General features: G+C 57.0%; 18 protein-coding genes. 3 read left to right on the forward strand and 15 right to left on the reverse strand.

The features are described from left to right. Window positions 1–245: 245 nt before the first annotated feature. From SLW74_RS21900 to SLW74_RS21940, 9 genes are all read right to left on the reverse strand, one after another. A complete protein-coding gene (locus tag SLW74_RS21900) occupies window positions 246–470 on the reverse strand; it encodes a hypothetical protein (protein ID WP_410930096.1) in 225 nt (74 codons plus the stop codon). After that, window positions 467–1789 carry a zonular occludens toxin domain-containing protein gene (locus SLW74_RS21905; protein WP_410930097.1) on the reverse strand — a complete coding sequence of 441 codons (1323 nt, stop codon included), beginning with the start codon at window positions 1787–1789 and terminating at the stop codon, window positions 467–469. The genes SLW74_RS21900 and SLW74_RS21905 overlap by 4 nt, the downstream gene beginning before the upstream one ends. Window position 1790: 1 nt before the next feature. Further along, the gene (locus tag SLW74_RS21910) at window positions 1791–2141 is read right to left on the reverse strand and encodes a DUF2523 family protein (RefSeq protein WP_410930098.1); all 351 of its coding nucleotides are present in this window, start codon (window positions 2139–2141) and stop codon (window positions 1791–1793) included. Window positions 2142–2150: 9 nt separating this feature from the next. Next, a complete protein-coding gene (locus SLW74_RS21915; RefSeq protein WP_410930099.1) occupies window positions 2151–3656 on the reverse strand; it encodes a hypothetical protein in 1506 nt (501 codons plus the stop codon). Between the two features lie 112 nt (window positions 3657–3768). Continuing rightward, window positions 3769–4095, reverse strand: coding sequence for a hypothetical protein (locus SLW74_RS21920; protein WP_410930100.1), 327 nt, complete (start codon window positions 4093–4095; stop codon window positions 3769–3771). A gap of 140 nt (window positions 4096–4235) precedes the next feature. Then, window positions 4236–4577, reverse strand: coding sequence for a hypothetical protein (locus tag SLW74_RS21925; RefSeq protein WP_410930101.1), 342 nt, complete (start codon window positions 4575–4577; stop codon window positions 4236–4238). 12 nt (window positions 4578–4589) lie between these two features. Continuing rightward, window positions 4590–4856: a hypothetical protein gene (locus SLW74_RS21930; protein ID WP_410930102.1), complete on the reverse strand. Its 267-nt coding sequence runs from the start codon at window positions 4854–4856 to the stop codon at window positions 4590–4592. Further along, window positions 4856–5086, reverse strand: coding sequence for a hypothetical protein (locus SLW74_RS21935; protein ID WP_410930103.1), 231 nt, complete (start codon window positions 5084–5086; stop codon window positions 4856–4858). Before SLW74_RS21935 ends, SLW74_RS21930 begins: the two co-directional genes overlap by 1 nt. Beyond that, complete coding sequence (locus SLW74_RS21940) at window positions 5083–6207, reverse strand: phage/plasmid replication protein (RefSeq protein WP_410930104.1); 1125 nt, start codon at window positions 6205–6207, stop codon at window positions 5083–5085. The genes SLW74_RS21935 and SLW74_RS21940 overlap by 4 nt, the downstream gene beginning before the upstream one ends. 129 nt (window positions 6208–6336) lie before the next feature. On the opposite strand from SLW74_RS21940, the gene SLW74_RS21945 reads away from it, so the two are divergent. The 3 genes from SLW74_RS21945 to SLW74_RS21955 all read left to right on the forward strand — a co-directional run bounded on the left by SLW74_RS21945 (window position 6337) and on the right by SLW74_RS21955 (window position 9257). After that, window positions 6337–6708 (forward strand): helix-turn-helix domain-containing protein, encoded by a 372-nt coding sequence (locus SLW74_RS21945; RefSeq protein WP_282367867.1) that lies wholly within the window; start codon window positions 6337–6339, stop codon window positions 6706–6708. Between the two features lie 78 nt (window positions 6709–6786). Beyond that, on the forward strand, window positions 6787–6954 hold the full coding sequence (locus tag SLW74_RS21950; protein ID WP_410930105.1) for a hypothetical protein: 168 nt from the start codon (window positions 6787–6789) through the stop codon (window positions 6952–6954). Window positions 6955–7952: 998 nt separating this feature from the next. Continuing rightward, window positions 7953–9257, forward strand: coding sequence for a tyrosine-type recombinase/integrase (locus tag SLW74_RS21955; protein ID WP_410930106.1), 1305 nt, complete (start codon window positions 7953–7955; stop codon window positions 9255–9257). 41 nt (window positions 9258–9298) lie between these two features. Here SLW74_RS21955 and SLW74_RS21960 read toward each other — a convergent pair whose 3' ends face one another. From SLW74_RS21960 to SLW74_RS21985, 6 genes are read right to left on the reverse strand one after another with little or no spacing between them, the layout of a single operon-like run. Further along, window positions 9299–10378 carry a protein-glutamate methylesterase/protein-glutamine glutaminase gene (locus tag SLW74_RS21960; protein ID WP_410930107.1) on the reverse strand — a complete coding sequence of 360 codons (1080 nt, stop codon included), beginning with the start codon at window positions 10376–10378 and terminating at the stop codon, window positions 9299–9301. Then, window positions 10341–10874 carry a chemoreceptor glutamine deamidase CheD gene (gene cheD, locus SLW74_RS21965; RefSeq protein WP_065990848.1) on the reverse strand — a complete coding sequence of 178 codons (534 nt, stop codon included), beginning with the start codon at window positions 10872–10874 and terminating at the stop codon, window positions 10341–10343. The genes SLW74_RS21960 and cheD overlap by 38 nt, the downstream gene beginning before the upstream one ends. Next, the gene (locus SLW74_RS21970; protein ID WP_065990846.1) at window positions 10871–11680 is read right to left on the reverse strand and encodes a CheR family methyltransferase; all 810 of its coding nucleotides are present in this window, start codon (window positions 11678–11680) and stop codon (window positions 10871–10873) included. Before SLW74_RS21970 ends, cheD begins: the two co-directional genes overlap by 4 nt. A gap of 9 nt (window positions 11681–11689) precedes the next feature. Further along, a complete protein-coding gene (locus tag SLW74_RS21975; RefSeq protein ID WP_065990844.1) occupies window positions 11690–12229 on the reverse strand; it encodes a chemotaxis protein CheW in 540 nt (179 codons plus the stop codon). 37 nt (window positions 12230–12266) lie between these two features. Next, window positions 12267–13925 carry a methyl-accepting chemotaxis protein gene (locus SLW74_RS21980; RefSeq protein WP_410930108.1) on the reverse strand — a complete coding sequence of 553 codons (1659 nt, stop codon included), beginning with the start codon at window positions 13923–13925 and terminating at the stop codon, window positions 12267–12269. A 29-nt stretch (window positions 13926–13954) separates the two neighbouring features. Then, a complete protein-coding gene (locus tag SLW74_RS21985; RefSeq protein WP_410930109.1) occupies window positions 13955–16012 on the reverse strand; it encodes a chemotaxis protein CheA in 2058 nt (685 codons plus the stop codon). Between the last annotated feature and the right edge of the window lie 58 nt (window positions 16013–16070).

Below are 16070 nucleotides of genomic sequence, written 5' to 3' on the forward strand. Positions count from 1 at the left end.
CCTCGCATAATGGACGTTATGGCTAAATCAACCGCGGGGCGCGGAGCGATTTTCCCCGCGGCTGATTCTGGCCGTTGGCCGCAAGTACCATAACGCCACAGAAATTATGCGAACCCTCTAAATATTCTCTTTTGATTCAAGGGCTTACAATTTGTCGTGCTTGGATCTACGCCAATGATCCCAACGCACGAAAAGAATGTCGATGCAGGCCCAGATGATCAGCATCGAGAGGATGTACATCAGGATCAGCATAAATTCTCCTGGGCGAATGCGATCAGCTCGTCGTCGAGCTCAACGTCATCAAACCATTTGTCGATGCTCATGAAGACAACATGTCCTGCAGGATCGAGAGCAAGCCAGCAGATGAAATGCTCATCGTGAATAACGGCCTCGGACAAAACATCGTCAAGGTCACGACAGGTTGAGCAACATTGACCGGCATAAGTCTGAGCAACCAGAACATAAGTCATTGTGCGGTTAACAGCGTGCGCTGCCCTCGGCTGGAATCGTTGACGACAGTGTATTGAACGCCCTTGTGGGACGCTGTTGTTGAAGTATCCGCCTGTTGTGGGGCTTGTGAGGCAACGAAACGAGGCTGACCAACGGCGGCGGCTCGCTCTGCACCGAGCCGCTCTCCGCCTCCGTTGGTCGAAGAACCAGAGCAAAGGACAGTCCTGGAGCCACCGGCGTAAGTCAACTGAGCTACACAAGGACCTTGCGAAATAATCCCGTAACCGGCCAAAGCCAACTGTCGAGAAGTTTGCATTAGAGAACGACCATCTTTCGTGAGTTGGAAAGCGTACAAGGTGCCTTGTTGCTCATTGCCCAAACTGCCCTTGATGACGATATCGAAGGTCGCAAACGGATCAGTGTTCAAACTAGGAGGTGGAGGGTTTTGCTGATCAGAAACGCGAACAGGATCAAGGTGAACAACCGGCTGAGGACTTTGAACAGCAGGTGTTTGAGAAGCAGCAGCACCGGTTTTAGGACTGCCGATAGACAAGGGATTGTGGAACGGATTGCCGTCGTTGCGCCAGAAAGCGTACGCAACAACAAGCAGTACAACAACGATGAGGCCAAGAACGCGCGGAGACGCGAGGGCGTTTTTGCCCGCCATGGTGTCTCGGTGTAATCCGGTAGCTGTTGAGTCATAAAGTTCAAATACCCGTTTATCAATTTTCCTGAGTGAGACGATGTTAGAACCGTCAGTGGGTGCCTTGTTTTCCTGAGCGCTGTGCATGGCCTCTTTGTAGTCCTTGCCGGACAGCTTTTTCATCAGCTTGCCGAGAAGAGCCAAGTTGGAGTGCTGGTAAGCGGCCTCAGATGTATTGCGGATGTCACTATGCAGGTACTTGATGTTGGGCATCGTGAGAATGATGTCCCAGTTAAAGTGCCGGTGCATTGTCCAGGCTGAAAGCCAGTCGGTCGGTTTGTCATCAGCCTTGGCCTTGTCGGGGCCGCCCGGATAGTCGAATTTCTCAACAAACTTATCAGACCATTTGGACGGAAAGATTACCTGAGCTTCGTCGAAAATCAGAAAGGCGTTTCGCGGAGCCCATTGAAACCAAGTTCTAATCCGTTCCATGCCTTCGGTTGATTCATGGCTAATCCAGATAACATCAAAAGAATCAGGGAGATCGTCAAAAATAGCTTCGAAGCGGGCACGAGACATTCCTCGGACGTTGGTAATAATCGTTCGGCCTTCTTTTGCTGCTGGGACAGCATCATCCCAAACGGCGCCGGAGGTTTTGTAAGACCCGTTAGGGCCGTGGTGAATTTTGATTGCCATGTTAAGCCCCGGGAATGAACTTCATTGCCCAACGTGTGGGTATTGCGGAGAAAATAAGGGTGAGCCCCTGCGGTATCTTAAAAAACGACAAGGTTGCTTGAACATTGCCGGGAATGGTGGACCATGCAGACTTGACAAGAGCGGCCACACCAGTGTCGTTAATAATTTCCTGTATGACGGTGTAAGCAACGTCAAGCATCATTACCTTGAATTCGATAAAACTCCAAATGAGAGCCTTGGTGACAACTACGAGCAAACCCTTAATGAAGTCATAGATGCCAGAGTCCATGAAGTCCCATACAGCCTGAAAGAAGTGAGTGACACTTCCCATCCACGAAATAATTGCGTCCATTAACTTTCCTCAACCAAAGACTATAAGGAGGGCAAATACTGCGCATACAGCGTATATGGCAGAAGCTACCCAAGAGAGAGAATCAGTGTACTTATCCAAGCAGAACTCTATGGAGTGGCCGAGGACAGTAACAGCAGGAGGACAATAAAGCTGACCTCCTCCTGATCCGAGCTGGATATCAGAGATTGGGCTAAATGATTGTTTAATCTTTGATAGGCCATCCTTGAATTTGGTCTTGGACTCCTCAATCTTTTTATCCCAGTCAGAACCCTGACCGTCAAAGTTGCCGTTTTCAGGGTCAGTTAAGCCGCCTGCTCCACCTGTGCCACAGTCCTCAGATTTGCAATCACCACTACCCTCCTCGCCTTCTCCTTCGCCATCACCTGATGGTGTGCCTGGAGTGATGCCGGTGCCGGTTGAACCACAGACACCCTTGCAACCGGTAGAAGTTGATGTGGTTTGTCCGGAACTATTAGTTTTAGTAGTAGTAGTTGTGGTGGATGTTGACGTGGTGCATTTGTTGATACCGGTGCAAGTGGTCTTCGTCGCGGTGTCGGTCTTAACAGCAGTTTTGCCACCGTCTGCGTCTGGAGTGGTTTTAACCGTGGAGTCTATTTTGATGCCGTTGCTGGAAGGAGGGACTGTTACACAAGTCATAACGCCGTTAACGGAGCCGCATTTCTGAGTGCCGTCTTTAGAGGTATCGGTGTTTGAGGTGCAAGAAACAGAGTCGCCCGAACCGCTATAAACGCAGGGATCATTTTTAGTGTTAGTCATAGGTGGAATGGGCTCACACGTACCACCTGGACACGCAGCGTCTTTAGCGTCGGCGACGTTGGTTTTGTTGCTGACCTTGCCGGAGTACTTGCCGATTACGTTGCACTGGACAGCTCCGCTTGTGCCCTTGGCTACGCAATCAGTTGTGGAAACGGTCGCTACCTCACAGCTGAGGCCATCCTGAGCAAAGACAGGAGGCGCTGATGGTGTGCCGCCGTCCCAATTGCCAGCTACGGAATATGCAGCACCGGGACCGGGCTGAGAGCCGAGATATGAACAAGTTGCTGAGTCGTCGGACTCAGAAAAAAGGACGCATTTGCCGGCTTTTTTGCTGTAGATCATTGGGTCAGAGGAGCCGTTTGAACCGGACTGATCGTCGCAAAGTTCACCATCATTGAGAGCGGGGCCGGAACAACCTCCAGTGTTGGGGTCATAGAGGGAATCGGCTGGGCAGGAATCACCATAACGTTGAACAGAGCCGAAGTTATATTGAACGGTCTGGTCATTAAAACTAGAGCTATAGGTGCATCGACCAGTGATGTCGCCTCTCCAGTCAATACCAGTGAGATTGCCAGTGTGGACACCATCACCGTACATAGAAGTGCTGGGACAAGCCGACATTGCACTAGAGAATTGCTGACCGGGGTTGCCGGAATATGTCCAGTAATAGGTATCAGCATATGAAGCGGCTGACACTAGCAGGCCAATGAAAATTAAGAAGCAGCGTAAAACAGACATAAAAAACCCCCGTTTCCGGGGGCTGAAGTTACAAGTATTCAGCGCACCGGATACCTGAAACCAGTGCGCTGGCCATAATTACAGCAACCAGCGCGGTCCAAATCACCTGGCATCAGACCTTTTTGATCATCGACAGAACGATACCGACGACGCAGAGAGCAGCTACGCAGGCAACAACAGCAGCGCCGGTAGTTTCGCCAGAGCCCTGAGCGGTTTCGATTGCAGCAGTTGCAGCGGAGTCCATTGCACCGGCGAAAGCACCTGCAGAAACGAGAGCACCGGAAGCAACGATGGAAGCGTTACGGAAGCGTTTGAACATTTTAACCTCTGCGAATTTTTCGGATTTGAGAAATGATAATCCCAACACTAAAACCAGTCGCGAAGAGCAACAATGTAGCTCCAAAGTAAAAGGTGAAAGCATCAGGGTCAAAGCCACCATGAACAACAAGTTCGATTTGAGCTTGCATATCAGGTGTTAGAACATAAGTGTCCACCCAAGCTTGAGAGGTGCAATTCGTCACTCCGTCAGCAGTTTGGGAAAACTGGCTGCACACCAAAACGGGTTGAGTGGACACTTATTCAGGCTCCCGCCAGTTTTTGAGCAGGGGCAGACTGAACTGGACGCTGTTCTGCTAGGCGCAGTGGTGGGCCTTGCAGGTTGTAGCGAATGCGGGGGTTGTCCTTGTAATACGTGTCAATCTCGTCGTTGTACGGGGCATAGACTTCGCTGCCCTTCAACTGACGGTAAACGTTCTGAAGACCCTTCTTATAATCTTCGCCACGCACCTGGAATTCCATAACGGTGGTCACATCGAAACCATTGCGGTTTTTGTTGGTAACACCAAGGCCTATGATCGAATATGCCTTGTCGCCTTCACCGCGATCGAGAACGTCTTGGATATGACCGAATGCAATTTTCATTAATTAATCTCCTTAGATGCGAGGGAGTCGGGAATCAGTGCCCGGTTTGCGTAATGCCCAACTGGGCGTAATGGATTGTCTATCTCGTCTAAACGTAAAAAAAGCTCGCTTGGAGGCAGACTGCTTAACTTGTGAAGCCGCCAAAGTTTTAACAAATTCGCCCATAATACGATTAGTGAGATCACGAACAGCAGGATCATTAGCGAAAACATGACCAAGGGACTCAGCAATGTGCATCTCCACAGACCAGCGAAACAATTGATAATCGGACTTATCCATCAAAAGCCCATCCATTCGGCAACGGAAATGGTCCCGGTCTTGCTCTCGACGAGCTTGTTCAGGGGCTCATGCTTAACGCCCTTCTCTTTCAACTCATCCATATGGCGAAGCGTCTCATCAACCTGTAAGCGAAGTGGAGAAACGCAGCTCGCACGTACTATGGACATGACTTCTAGCTGACGACGCTGTGCGGCAGACAATGCACGGCCTGGCTGAAGAACCTTTCTCATGCGGCCACCAGTTGAAGATGTCGAGGAACGAGAGCGTGCCGGTAAAAAGAAGGAATTGAGCTTTCAAACTTGCGCTCAATTTCGCGAACATTGCGGATAAATACAATGCCATGCCGTGTGCCGTCATACGGAAGCTTGATGTCAATACCAATTTGGCGAAGACGAGCACGGTGTGTTTTGACCGCTGACGTTTCAAAGTTGAAAGACTGACCTGATTGCCACAAATGGGCGTAACCAGCGGTGGTCATTGCAGCTTTACGAGTATCAACGATGTTTTTCGCCAAGAGCTCATCAGCGACTGTGAGCTGATCGAAGCTATTAATCTCGCACTTTTCACCGAGCATAAGAAAACCCCTGTGGATTTCCACTAGTTTGGATTCATCAAACTGGCCCCAAAACTGGAGGCGTTCACGTTTCAAGAATTCAGACCGGCACTTAATTTCTGACCGGACCATTCCAACAGAACGGCACCAATCTCGAAGCGCCGTTACATAACCTAGCTCTTCGGAATCTTCGCCGAAAGAGCGCTTAACACGGGGAAGCAGATGAGCATCAAGCTCAGCAGCTTTGGCGTAGTTGCCGGGATATACAAGGCGACCGGCTTTTTCACCACCCTTCGGGGTCCAAACAGTGGTATTACCGTCTGGATAAAGATAACCAATTGAGTTGCGATAACGCTGGGAAGATATACCGCGAAGGTAAGCTCGTTCGTTACCCTGCCCCACATAAAAATTGGATGTGAGATCAAGGCGCTGGAATACAGCCCCATCAGCAACAGCAGTTCCGTCATCCAGACGTTTAATGGTCTTGCACTTGGTCATAGGTGGGAGACCGTACTCAGCGAGCAGCGAGTTAATTACGCGCATGCAGTCGTCAAGGGATTTGAGACCAAAAACGTTATCGAGACGGTTAAGTCTGGAAGGATTGCCATCGACTGTGATGCGGCGACCACAAACGTGGATTCGGAAGCTCGTCGAATAGCTGCCCTCGGCAAAAAAAGCGGGAACGCTGGTAGACAGGAGCTCATCGGTACCGGCATCAAAACGACGGGTGATGACCTCCCCAACCCGGGGGAGATCGTAGTCGTAGTCCTGAAATGCCTTGGTCCAATCGTAGAACATTGGAAATCCTGTCAAGCCCCCAAATAATGTGGAGGATGCTACGATATCTCGCGGAGCCGTGACAAGCGTTATTTGGTGGGACATGCCACCATATGTCGGGCATGTATAGGCATACAGGAGTTAGGGTCAATGAATCACCACAATGCGGCAGAGCTACCAATGAGCATCGGCGAGAACATCAGGCAAAAACGAGAAGCGGTGGGAATGTCCCAGAAAACGCTAGCGGAAGCGATTGAGAGCGGAGAGAACACAGTCGCAGGGTGGGAGAAAGACAAGAACGCACCACCGGGTGACAAAGTGGTGATCATGGCAAGGCTTTTCGGATGCTCGACCGACGAAATACTGCTGGAGAAGCAAGACAGGGACGTATCACCAGAAATGAGGGCTTTGTTCAGGCGCTTCAACGATCTACCGGACGACCTGAAACCGCTCGCAAGAAGCATGGTAGGAGGTCTTTTGGCGAGCATCGAAGAGGAGGCATCGAGGCAGCACGTGGCTTAAAAAGTATGCGATTCCATACCAAAGTGGGGGTGTTACAGGCACCCCCACCCCGTCGGCTCCAAAACCGCAGGAAGCGCGATGTTCGCAAAATGGATTTTCGTCATGATGATCGAGGGCAAGCCTCAGATCGTCGCTGAGAAGCGCACAGAAGCCCTGTGCCAACAGGCAATGATGCGAATCTTGGCACTGAAACAGGCAGAAGGTCGCCCGACCGCTGGAGCCTGCTACGTCCTCACAACCCAATGAATCAAAAGCCCCTCCGGGGGCAAGCCCTTTGCTTGAGCGGCGGGAGCCTGGACGGTGAAGCACATCCAGGCACCCTTGCGGAGGTTAAAGGGGAATGGGGCTGGTAAAGGGTTCGCTACGCTCCGGGTCTCCGTTTGACGCGACGGTGGAACGTGTCACGACAAGCCGGGGACGCGGCCCTTGACCTGAGAGGGATATGGGGAGGGGTTCGTGGCAAAAGCGCTCTGAGAGGCTTGTGGGGCCTCGCATAATGGACGTTATGGCTAAATCAACCGCGGGGCGCGGAGCGATTTTCCCCGCGGCTGATTCTGGCCGTTGGCCGCAAGTACCATAACGCCACAGAAATTATGCGTAACAAGACATTACGCCGCTGGGCGTGGTGTCAGAGAATCGAGCGTGGCGATTCTCCGTTTCCTGCTCCAGGTTCCAAAGCACCCAGTCTGATCCCGATACCAAGGCTCGCCCTCGACGTTAACCACTCATCATCAGTTACCGCTCGCCACCCGCGGCTGATAGCTTGCCGTTCACCCAAGCCCGACGATTCAACAATCGCGATCACCGCTTAACCCCAACGCAGCGCCGATCCGATACCCGTGCAAGACTTACCGACAGTCAGCCAAACTGCGTATCGGCCAGCTCACCAACGGGGATTATCAAGGTCCGCGAACGCCTGACCTGCCTCGAAAGCCCATAAAACAGGGCCTGCAGAGCAGCAATGCCCCGCAGTAGCGCCTGATCAGCCCGCGAAATCGCCACACTTGGGGGCCAAAACCCGCCCAAAAAGCGCAAAACCGCCTGCCAACGCACGAATACACCGCCAGATTGCGCTAAGAAGGCGTAAATCAGCCCCCAATAAGGCAAGTCGCTCCAGGCAACCCTGCTAACACACCCCAACACACAAATGCAATATCCGATAACTGTCAGACCCGGATATTGCATCTGCACCCATCCTGCTGGATTATGCCGCCATCTTCCGCATTCCCAGTCAGCGAATTCAAATGCCCGCGCCCTCGTCACCTCATCCGCTGTTCGAAACCTACGCGAAGTTCGGCGAGCTTAATTTCAGCTCCTTAAAGGAAGAGCTTCCGGCGATCCGGGATTATCTCGAGCAGTTCCCCGCAGAAACCCAGGCCATCGAAGGCTACCGCGCCGTGCGCAGCTTCCTCAAGTCCTACGCCGGCAACGAATCCACGTTCAATTCCTACCGCACCCACGTCGAACGACTGCTGCTCTGGACGATGCTCAAATCCAGAACGCCCCTCCTCGCCATGCGCCGCACCCAGGCCGAAAGCTTCATGGAGTTCTGCCTGGCGCCTGACCCCGCCTGGGTCGGTCCGGTGGTGAAATCCCGCTTCACTCGCCTGGGTGCGCGCAAGAAAACCGCGACGGACACCTACGTGCTCAACCCCGATTGGCGGCCATTCAGCCAGACCGTCGCCAAGGAAGAACGCAAGCGCGCTGATGAAGAAAACCGTCCCGCCCTTCAGGACACGTACCGGCTGGCCCAAGGCTCTATCGCGCAGATCTTCGCGGTGTGTGGCAGCTTCTTCCAGCACGCGATCGATGAAGGTTTTTGCGAGCAGAACCCGTTTCGCGCGGTAAAACAAAAGAGCAAATACAAAGAGCGCAACACCGATAACCAGGACACGCGCATCCTGACCTCCCTGCAGTGGGATTTCGTGCTGGAGACCGCTGAGCTTATGGCCGCCGAAGACACCAAGTACGAGCGCACGCTGTTTATCGTGGCGACGATTTTTGCCATGTACCTGCGGGTGTCCGATCTGGTGGGCCGTGACAACTGGAAACCGACCATGGGCGATCTGCGCAAGGACAGCGCCGGCAACTGGTGGTACCACGTGGTGGGCAAAGGCAATAAAGCCGGCAAGATCAGCGTGCGGGACGACTACGTCGAGAACTACCTCAAGCGCTGGCGACTGCACCAAGGTCTGTCCCCCCTGCCCGGCTTCCGTGAAAGCACGCCGCTGATTGCCACTCAACGCGGGCGCGCCGGTTTGTCGGACCGGCATATCCGCGTGTTGCTGCAGGAGGTGTTTGATCGCGCGCTGCAGCGCATGCAGGCCGAGCACTGGCCGGATGAAGACGTCGGCCGCCTGCGCGCGGCGTCCTTGCACTGGCTGCGCCACACCTCGGCGACCTTCGATGCGCCGCACCGCGACATGAAGGATCTGCAGGTCGATCTGCGTCACAACAGCCTCAGCACGACACAGAACGTCTACTACAACTCCGAGGATGAGAAACGGGCTTACTCGGTCAAGCGTTTGCCCATGAAAGAGCGATCGTGATCGGTCATTGCCCGTTCAGATTCTAAAACTCGGCGGCCAGGCTAACCGTTGAGGATCGCCTGATGAATATGCTCCAGCGGCATGATCCGCTGGGCAGCGTTGAGCTTGATGGCCTCCTTGGGCATGCCGAAGACCACGCAACTGGCCTCATCCTGTGCAACCGTCGCAGCGCCGGCGTCGAGCATCTCCTTGAGGCCGCGCGCGCCGTCGTCGCCCATCCCGGTCATGATGATGCCGGTGGCGTTCTTGCCGGCGAACTTCGCCACCGAACGAAACAGCACATCCACAGACGGCCGATGCCGGTTGACCTGGGGCCCGTCGATCACCTGGGCGTGATAATAGGCGCCACTGCGCGTGACTATCAGGTGCTTGCCACCGGGGGCGATCAGGGCCAGTCCGGGCAGGATGCGGTCGTTGCTGCGCGCTTCGCGGACCTCGATCGCACAGATGCTGTTGAGCCGTTCGGCAAAGGAGGCCGTGAACTTCTCGGGCATGTGCTGCACGATCACAATGCCCGGGCACACCCTCGGCAATGCCTTGAGCACTGCTTCCAGCGCCTGGGTTCCGCCCGTGGAAGTGCCGATCGCGACGATGCGTTCGGTGGTCTGTGCCATGGCGTGGCCACTGGCGGCTGGCAGGATCGCGTCCGCAGTGAGCTTGCCCGCCGGAGCAAGCGGAACCGGGCTGGCGGTGCGCTTTCCCAGGTTTCTGACGTTGGAGTTGGCGGCAGCGCGTATCGCGGCCACCAGCTCGGCCGCCGATTCGAGCAGGAAATTCTTCAATCCGGTCGTGGGTTTGGTGATGATTTCCACAGCGCCTGCCGACAGGGCCTGCAAGGAGGTTTCGGCGCCTTTCTGGGTCAGCGAGGAACAGATCACCACCGGCGTAGGTCGCTCGCTCATGATTTTCTTGAGAAAGGTGATCCCGTCCATCCGTGGCATTTCCACGTCCAGCACGATCACGTCGGGCCATTCCCGGGCGAGCTTGTCCATGGCGAAAATCGGGTCGGACGCGGCGCCCATGACGTGGATATCCGGCGTGTCGCTGAGAATGGCCATTAGCACCTGACGCACCACGGCCGAGTCATCGACCAGCAGTACGCTGATTTTTTTGGTAGGCATCGTGTTGAAGTGTTCCCATTGGTTGGTGCCGAACCCAGACATTGCCGTTCCACACGTCGAACATGATTGTGCGGTGACCGGTGCTGCCCATGTCCTGAGCTGTCAGGTGCAGGTGGTAGCGCTCGGCCAAGGCCAGCGCCGCGCGAATATTCAGGCTGGCCACGTCCTCCGTGCGCAGGTCGCGCGGGTGGTCGGGAAACATCCTGCCGCCGCCGAACAGCTTGACCTGGTAATCCTGCACCTGAGTGCCGTTGATAAGAACGTGTCGAAGCAGCAATTCCATTGCCTCATCGCCATATCGGCCGTCCAGCGGCTGATCGTGACGCAGGCGTCCTGGCAGCATGAAGTGACACATGCCGCCGATCAGCCGTTGCGGGTGCCAGAACGTGATCGCCACGCAGGAACCGAGCAGTGTGCGCAAGCGCGTCGGCCGCGTCGCGAAACTGACCTGTCCCGGGGCCAACACCACTTCGGCCGCGCCGACGGGCATTTTCATGGCTTGCGATAAATCGACGGCGCCACCAGCTTCAAGGTGTCGTTTACACCGTTGAGGCTTTCCGAGTGACTGATGATCAAGTAGCCGCCTGGCTTAAGGAGCGGCAGCATGCGTGCGACGACCTGGGTCTTGGTCGGCTGGTCGAAATAAATCATCACGTTGCGCAGGAAGATCACCTCGAACTCACCCAGGGCGGGCAGCGTTTCGTTGAGGTTGACCTGGACAAAGTTGACGCGGTTGCGCAACGCCTTGTCGATCAGAAAGGTGCCCTCCTGGCGCCCGATGCCTTTCAGGCAGTACTTGACCAGCAGCGGCTGGGGCAACGTCTCGGCGCGACCCATGGCGTAATGGCCGCTGCGCGCTTTAGCGAGCACTTGGGTACTGATGTCCGAGCCGACGACTTCCCAGGGCGTGGTTCCAAGTCCCTCGGCCAGGGTCATCGCCAGGCTGTAAGGTTCTTCGCCCGAGGAACTGGCCGCGCTCCATACCCGAAACACCTTGCCCGGCGCAGCCTTGGGCAGCACCTGCTGACGCAGGAAGTCGAAGTGCTTGGGCTCGCGAAAGAAATAGGTCTCGTTGGTGGTCAGCAAATCCAGGGCGACCTGCAGCTCGCCCTTGCGCTCGTCCTTCATGATCAGCTTGAAGTACTCGCCATAGCTCTGCAGCTCGTAATGCTTGAGGCGCTTGAACAGGCGCCCGGCCACCAGCGCTTTCTTGGCGGGTGACAGGTTGATGCCGGCCGCGCGGTACAGCCAGCTCTGGAACTGACCGAACTCACGATCATCGATGGTAGCGGTGTCTGCCATGTTCGGGCCTCAACGCGGGTCGAGATCAAGGGCCGGCGCCTGACCGGCTTCGGCAAGGCTGGACATCTCGTCGATGGACAGCACGTTGTCCACGTCCAGCACGATCACGAACTTGCCATCGACCTTGGCCATGCCGCTGATGAAATCGGACCGAATCCGCGCGCCGAAGCTGGGCGGCGGCTCGATCTGTGAGGACGGAATCTCTTGCACCGCAGACACGGTGTCGACCAGCAAACCGATGTCCTGCGCCTGCCCCTCCTCGGTGCTCGCCTCAATGATGATGACGCAGGAGCGCCGGGTGATCGCCGAGTTGGCCCGCCCAAAACGCGCCGAGAGGTCGACCACCGGCACCACCGCGCCGCGCAGATTGATCACCCCGCGCACAAACGCGGGCATCATGGGCACCACGGTCAGGCTGCCGTATTCGATAATTTCCTTGATCCCCAGAATGCCGATGGCAAACATCTCGCCGCCGAGCATGAAGGTCAGGTATTGCGCGTCCTCATCCACCGCAACTGCGGTCTGCCGAGTGGTCGTCACTGCGCCCATGTCGTTCTCCCTGTAATCCCGCATTGATGCTTGGTGATCAGAAGCGGGTGAATTCCGATTCGTCCGGGGCGCTGGCCATGCTGTACGCAAACGCTTTGCGCGGCGGCTGCGGTTTCACCCGTGGCGGCTGATGGCTCGGCTTGCTGCCGGCGTTGTCTGCGCTGCTGCTTTGAGTGGCGGGCCGCGGGGTTGAATCCAGCACGAAGAAACTCATGGCCTGTTGCAGCTGTTCGGCCTGGCTGCTCATTTCTTCGGCGGTGGCGGCCAGCTCCTCGCTGCTCGACGCATTCTGCTGGGTCACCTGGTTGAGCTGGGTCATCGCCGTGTTGATCTGCGCGACGCCTGCGGCCTGCTCTTCGGATGCCGCGCTGATTTCCTGCACCAGATCGCTGGTCTTGTTGATGGACGGCACCATTTCGCCGAGCAACTTGCCGGCCTTCTCCGCCATGTCCACGCTGCTGGAAGACAGCTCGCCGATTTCCTGGGCGGCGACCTGGCTGCGTTCGGCCAGCTTGCGCACCTCGGCCGCGACCACCGCGAACCCCTTGCCATGCTCACCGGCCCGAGCGGCCTCGATGGCGGCGTTGAGGGCCAGCAGGTTGGTCTGGTAAGCGATGTCATCAATGATGCTGATGCGCTGGGCGATTTTCTTCATCGCCACGACGGTTTGCTGGACCGAGTCGCCGCCCTCGGTGGCTTCCTTGGCGGCTTTGCTGGCCATGCCATCGGTGACTTTGGCGTTCTCGGTGTTCTGGTTGATGCTGGCGCTCATCTGCTCGATCGAGGCACTGGTTTCCTCGACGCTGGCCGCCTGTTCACTGGTGGCCTGGCTCATCGATTGCGCGGTGGCGCTGACCTGCTCGGAGGCGCTGGCCAGGTTGTCAGCGGCGTTGCGCACCTCGCCGATGATGTGTCCCAGCTTGCCGACCATGTTGCGCATGGCGTTGAGCACCATGCCGGTTTCATCTTTCGTGCCCGGTGCGATAGGTGCACTGAGGTTGCCTTCGGCCAACTGCTCGGCGGCGCTGGCGGCTTGTCTCAGCGGACGCGAAATGATCCGCGCGATGAACACGGCCAGGCCCAGGCCGATCAACAGGGCAGCGACCAGCGCCGCGATGATCGCCAGTCGGGCACTTTCGTACAGCGCCGAACCCTTGTCACCGGCCGCCGTTGCGCCAGCGTCGTTGAGCTCGACCATTTTCTGCAAGCGGTTGGTCAGGTCTTCGAAACGTACCTTGGACTCACCCCTGAGCAGGCTGCGGGCCTGGTCCTCATGGTTCTGCCGGGACAGGTCAAGCACCTGATTGCTGCTGGTCAGGTAGGAAGCCCATGCGCTTTTCGCCGCTGCCAGAAGCTGACGATCTTCGTCGTTCGACAGCAAGTTCTCATAGGTACCCATGCGGGTTTCGAACTGCTGGCGGGCCTCGGTGGCTTCCCGCTCGGCCTGGGCCTTCTCTTCAGCGACATCGGTGCTGATGTAGCGGTTCTCTTTCAGGCGGTAGCTGGCGGCAAAAAAGCGCATGCCTGCCGCGGCGCGCATGGAAGGCATCCAGTTGCCCCTGATGTCTTGTGCGGCATGATTGACGGCCCCGAGCTGAAGAATGGCGAAGACGCCCATCGCCGCAGTGAGGGCCAGGACAACCAGGAATGAGCTGATCAGCTTGGTGGAAATTATAAGATCGTAGAACCATTTCATCGTGGAACCTCCAGGGTGTTGCAAATACGTCAGCGGGCGACGACGGTTGGCGAATAAGGCGCCTGGGTCGTGCGGGCTTCCAGTTGTACGATTTGATTGAGCAATGCCGGTACGTCGAGGATCAGGGCCACCGCGCCACTGCCCAATATGGTCGAGCCGCTGATGCCGCGCAGTGCGCCAAACAACTTGCCCAACGGTTTGATCACGGTCTGGAACTCACCCAGCAGGTCATCGACGACCAGCCCGGCCTTGTGCTCGGCATAGCGCACCACCACCACATTCTGGCGTCGGCCGGCGCTGCCTTCGTGGCTGAAATGCTCGCGCAGGTCCACCAGCGGCAACACCTCGCCACGCAGGTCCAGGTAGCCCTTGTCACGGCTTGACTGGCGCTGGTGTTCGTCCAGTTCGATGCATTCCTGAACCATGTCCAGCGGAATCACGTAGGTGGAGGCATCGATCCCGACCAGAAACCCGTTGATGATCGCCAGGGTCAGCGGCAAGCGAATGCGCACCACGGTGCCCTGCCCCGGGCGACTGTCCAGATCAACGGTGCCGCGCAGCAGCGTGATGTTGCGCTTGACCACGTCCATGCCGACGCCACGGCCCGACAGGTTGGTCACCGCCTCAGCGGTAGAGAAACCCGGTTCGAAGATCAGGTTGTAGATCTCCTGATCGGAGAGCACCGCACCGCTCGCCACCAGGCCGCGCTCTTGAGCCTTCTCCAGGATCCGTTCGCGGTTGAGTCCGTTGCCGTCGTCGGCGATTTCGATGACGATGCTGCCCGAGTCGTGGTAGGCGTTGAGGCTCAGATGGCCCTTCCCCGCCTTGCCGGCAGCACGCCGGGCATCCGCGCTTTCGATGCCATGGTCCATGGCGTTGCGCAGCAGGTGCATCAACGGGTCGCCGATCTTCTCAACGACGGTCTTGTCCAGTTCGGTTTCTGCACCGCTGATGGTCAGCTCGATGTCCTTGCCCAGCTCCTGGCTGATGTCCCGCACCACGCGGCGGAAGCGGTTAAACGTGTCGCCGATGGGAATCATGCGCAGGTGCAGTGCGCCGTCGAGGATCTCCTCCACCAGTCCCGACACCGTCGACGTCGCTTCCTGCAGCGGGTCGTTGTTGCAGGAACGGGCCAACAAGCTGGCGCCGGCGCTCGCTATCACCAGTTCGCCAACCAGGTTGATCAGTTCGTCAAGCTTGTCCGCGTTGACGCGCACGTAATTGCCGTCACGGGTTTTCGGCTCACTGGCCGCCGGCAGCCGCTGCACCGACGCCGTCAATGGCCCCTGCTCTGCCTGGGCCACCAGCTCGCTGCCAATGTACACAGCACTGTCGGACGCTTCGTCGATGGCATCGATGCGCACGTCACAGTCGTCGCGCACGAAGTCGAAGACTTCATTGAGGGTGGCGTGGCTGGCCGTCGAGCGCAGGTCAATCTCGAAACCCAGGTAGCAGCTTTCCGGGTCCCAGCTGTCCAGTGCCGGAATGCTGTCAGTGAGGGTCGTGACCTGTGTTATCTGCCCCAGGGTTTCCAGGTAGCGCAGGAACGACAGCGGGTCCATCCCATTGCGAAACACGTCCACGCCGAAGCGCAGGGAGATATGCCAGAGCACCTCGGCGGACGTGTCTGCGCCGCCATCAACGCCCTCTTCTTCAGTGTTTTGAACGCTGGCATCGGGGACAGGGTGCGGCGCCTGATAGGTGCTCAACGCCTCGCGCAACGCCGCTTCACGCTCCAGGGCTGCCGGCTGGAGCGGCTCGCCACGACTGGCGACAACGTTGATCAGCTCCAGCATATGGTCGCCGCACTTGAGCAGCACCGCGATCAGCCGGGAGTCGACTGCCACACTGCCGTCGCGCAGTCGGTCGAGTACGTCCTCGACAATGTGCGTGAAGCTCACGACCGGGTTCAGGCCGAACAGGCCGGCGGACCCCTTGATGGTGTGGGCGGCACGAAAAATCGCGCCGATGGCATCCTGGTCGGCGGGCTCGGTTTCCAGTTGCAGGAGGGATTGCTCCATGACCTGCAACAGTTCGTGGGCCTCGACGATGAATGTCTGCAATGCCTGGTCGAGATTGATGCTCACCTGGACCTTCCTTGTCTATCAATGAACGTGCAATGAACGCGATTGGGGTACGCGTCGC

This window comes from Pseudomonas sp. W5-36 (assembly GCF_046540455.1).
Taxonomy (GTDB): Bacteria; Pseudomonadota; Gammaproteobacteria; order Pseudomonadales; family Pseudomonadaceae; genus Aquipseudomonas; species Aquipseudomonas graminis_B.

Bases quoted from the DNA above. Each gene is read 5' to 3' on its own strand.
- SLW74_RS21900 (WP_410930096.1), bottom strand. From the start codon at position 470: ATGACTTATGTTCTGGTTGCTCAGACTTATGCCGGTCAATGTTGCTCA.
- SLW74_RS21905 (WP_410930097.1), bottom strand. From the start codon at position 1,789: ATGGCAATCAAAATTCACCACGGCCCTAACGGGTCTTACAAAACCTCC.
- SLW74_RS21910 (WP_410930098.1), bottom strand. From the start codon at position 2,141: ATGGACGCAATTATTTCGTGGATGGGAAGTGTCACTCACTTCTTTCAG.
- SLW74_RS21915 (WP_410930099.1), bottom strand. From the start codon at position 3,656: ATGTCTGTTTTACGCTGCTTCTTAATTTTCATTGGCCTGCTAGTGTCA.
- SLW74_RS21920 (WP_410930100.1), bottom strand. From the start codon at position 4,095: ATGGTGGCTTTGACCCTGATGCTTTCACCTTTTACTTTGGAGCTACAT.
- SLW74_RS21925 (WP_410930101.1), bottom strand. From the start codon at position 4,577: ATGAAAATTGCATTCGGTCATATCCAAGACGTTCTCGATCGCGGTGAA.
- SLW74_RS21930 (WP_410930102.1), bottom strand. From the start codon at position 4,856: ATGGATAAGTCCGATTATCAATTGTTTCGCTGGTCTGTGGAGATGCAC.
- SLW74_RS21935 (WP_410930103.1), bottom strand. From the start codon at position 5,086: ATGAGAAAGGTTCTTCAGCCAGGCCGTGCATTGTCTGCCGCACAGCGT.
- SLW74_RS21940 (WP_410930104.1), bottom strand. From the start codon at position 6,207: ATGTTCTACGATTGGACCAAGGCATTTCAGGACTACGACTACGATCTC.
- SLW74_RS21945 (WP_282367867.1), top strand. From the start codon at position 6,337: ATGAATCACCACAATGCGGCAGAGCTACCAATGAGCATCGGCGAGAAC.
- SLW74_RS21950 (WP_410930105.1), top strand. From the start codon at position 6,787: ATGTTCGCAAAATGGATTTTCGTCATGATGATCGAGGGCAAGCCTCAG.
- SLW74_RS21955 (WP_410930106.1), top strand. From the start codon at position 7,953: ATGCCCGCGCCCTCGTCACCTCATCCGCTGTTCGAAACCTACGCGAAG.
- SLW74_RS21960 (WP_410930107.1), bottom strand. From the start codon at position 10,378: ATGCCTACCAAAAAAATCAGCGTACTGCTGGTCGATGACTCGGCCGTG.
- cheD (WP_065990848.1), bottom strand. From the start codon at position 10,874: ATGAAAATGCCCGTCGGCGCGGCCGAAGTGGTGTTGGCCCCGGGACAG.
- SLW74_RS21970 (WP_065990846.1), bottom strand. From the start codon at position 11,680: ATGGCAGACACCGCTACCATCGATGATCGTGAGTTCGGTCAGTTCCAG.
- SLW74_RS21975 (WP_065990844.1), bottom strand. From the start codon at position 12,229: ATGGGCGCAGTGACGACCACTCGGCAGACCGCAGTTGCGGTGGATGAG.
- SLW74_RS21980 (WP_410930108.1), bottom strand. From the start codon at position 13,925: ATGAAATGGTTCTACGATCTTATAATTTCCACCAAGCTGATCAGCTCA.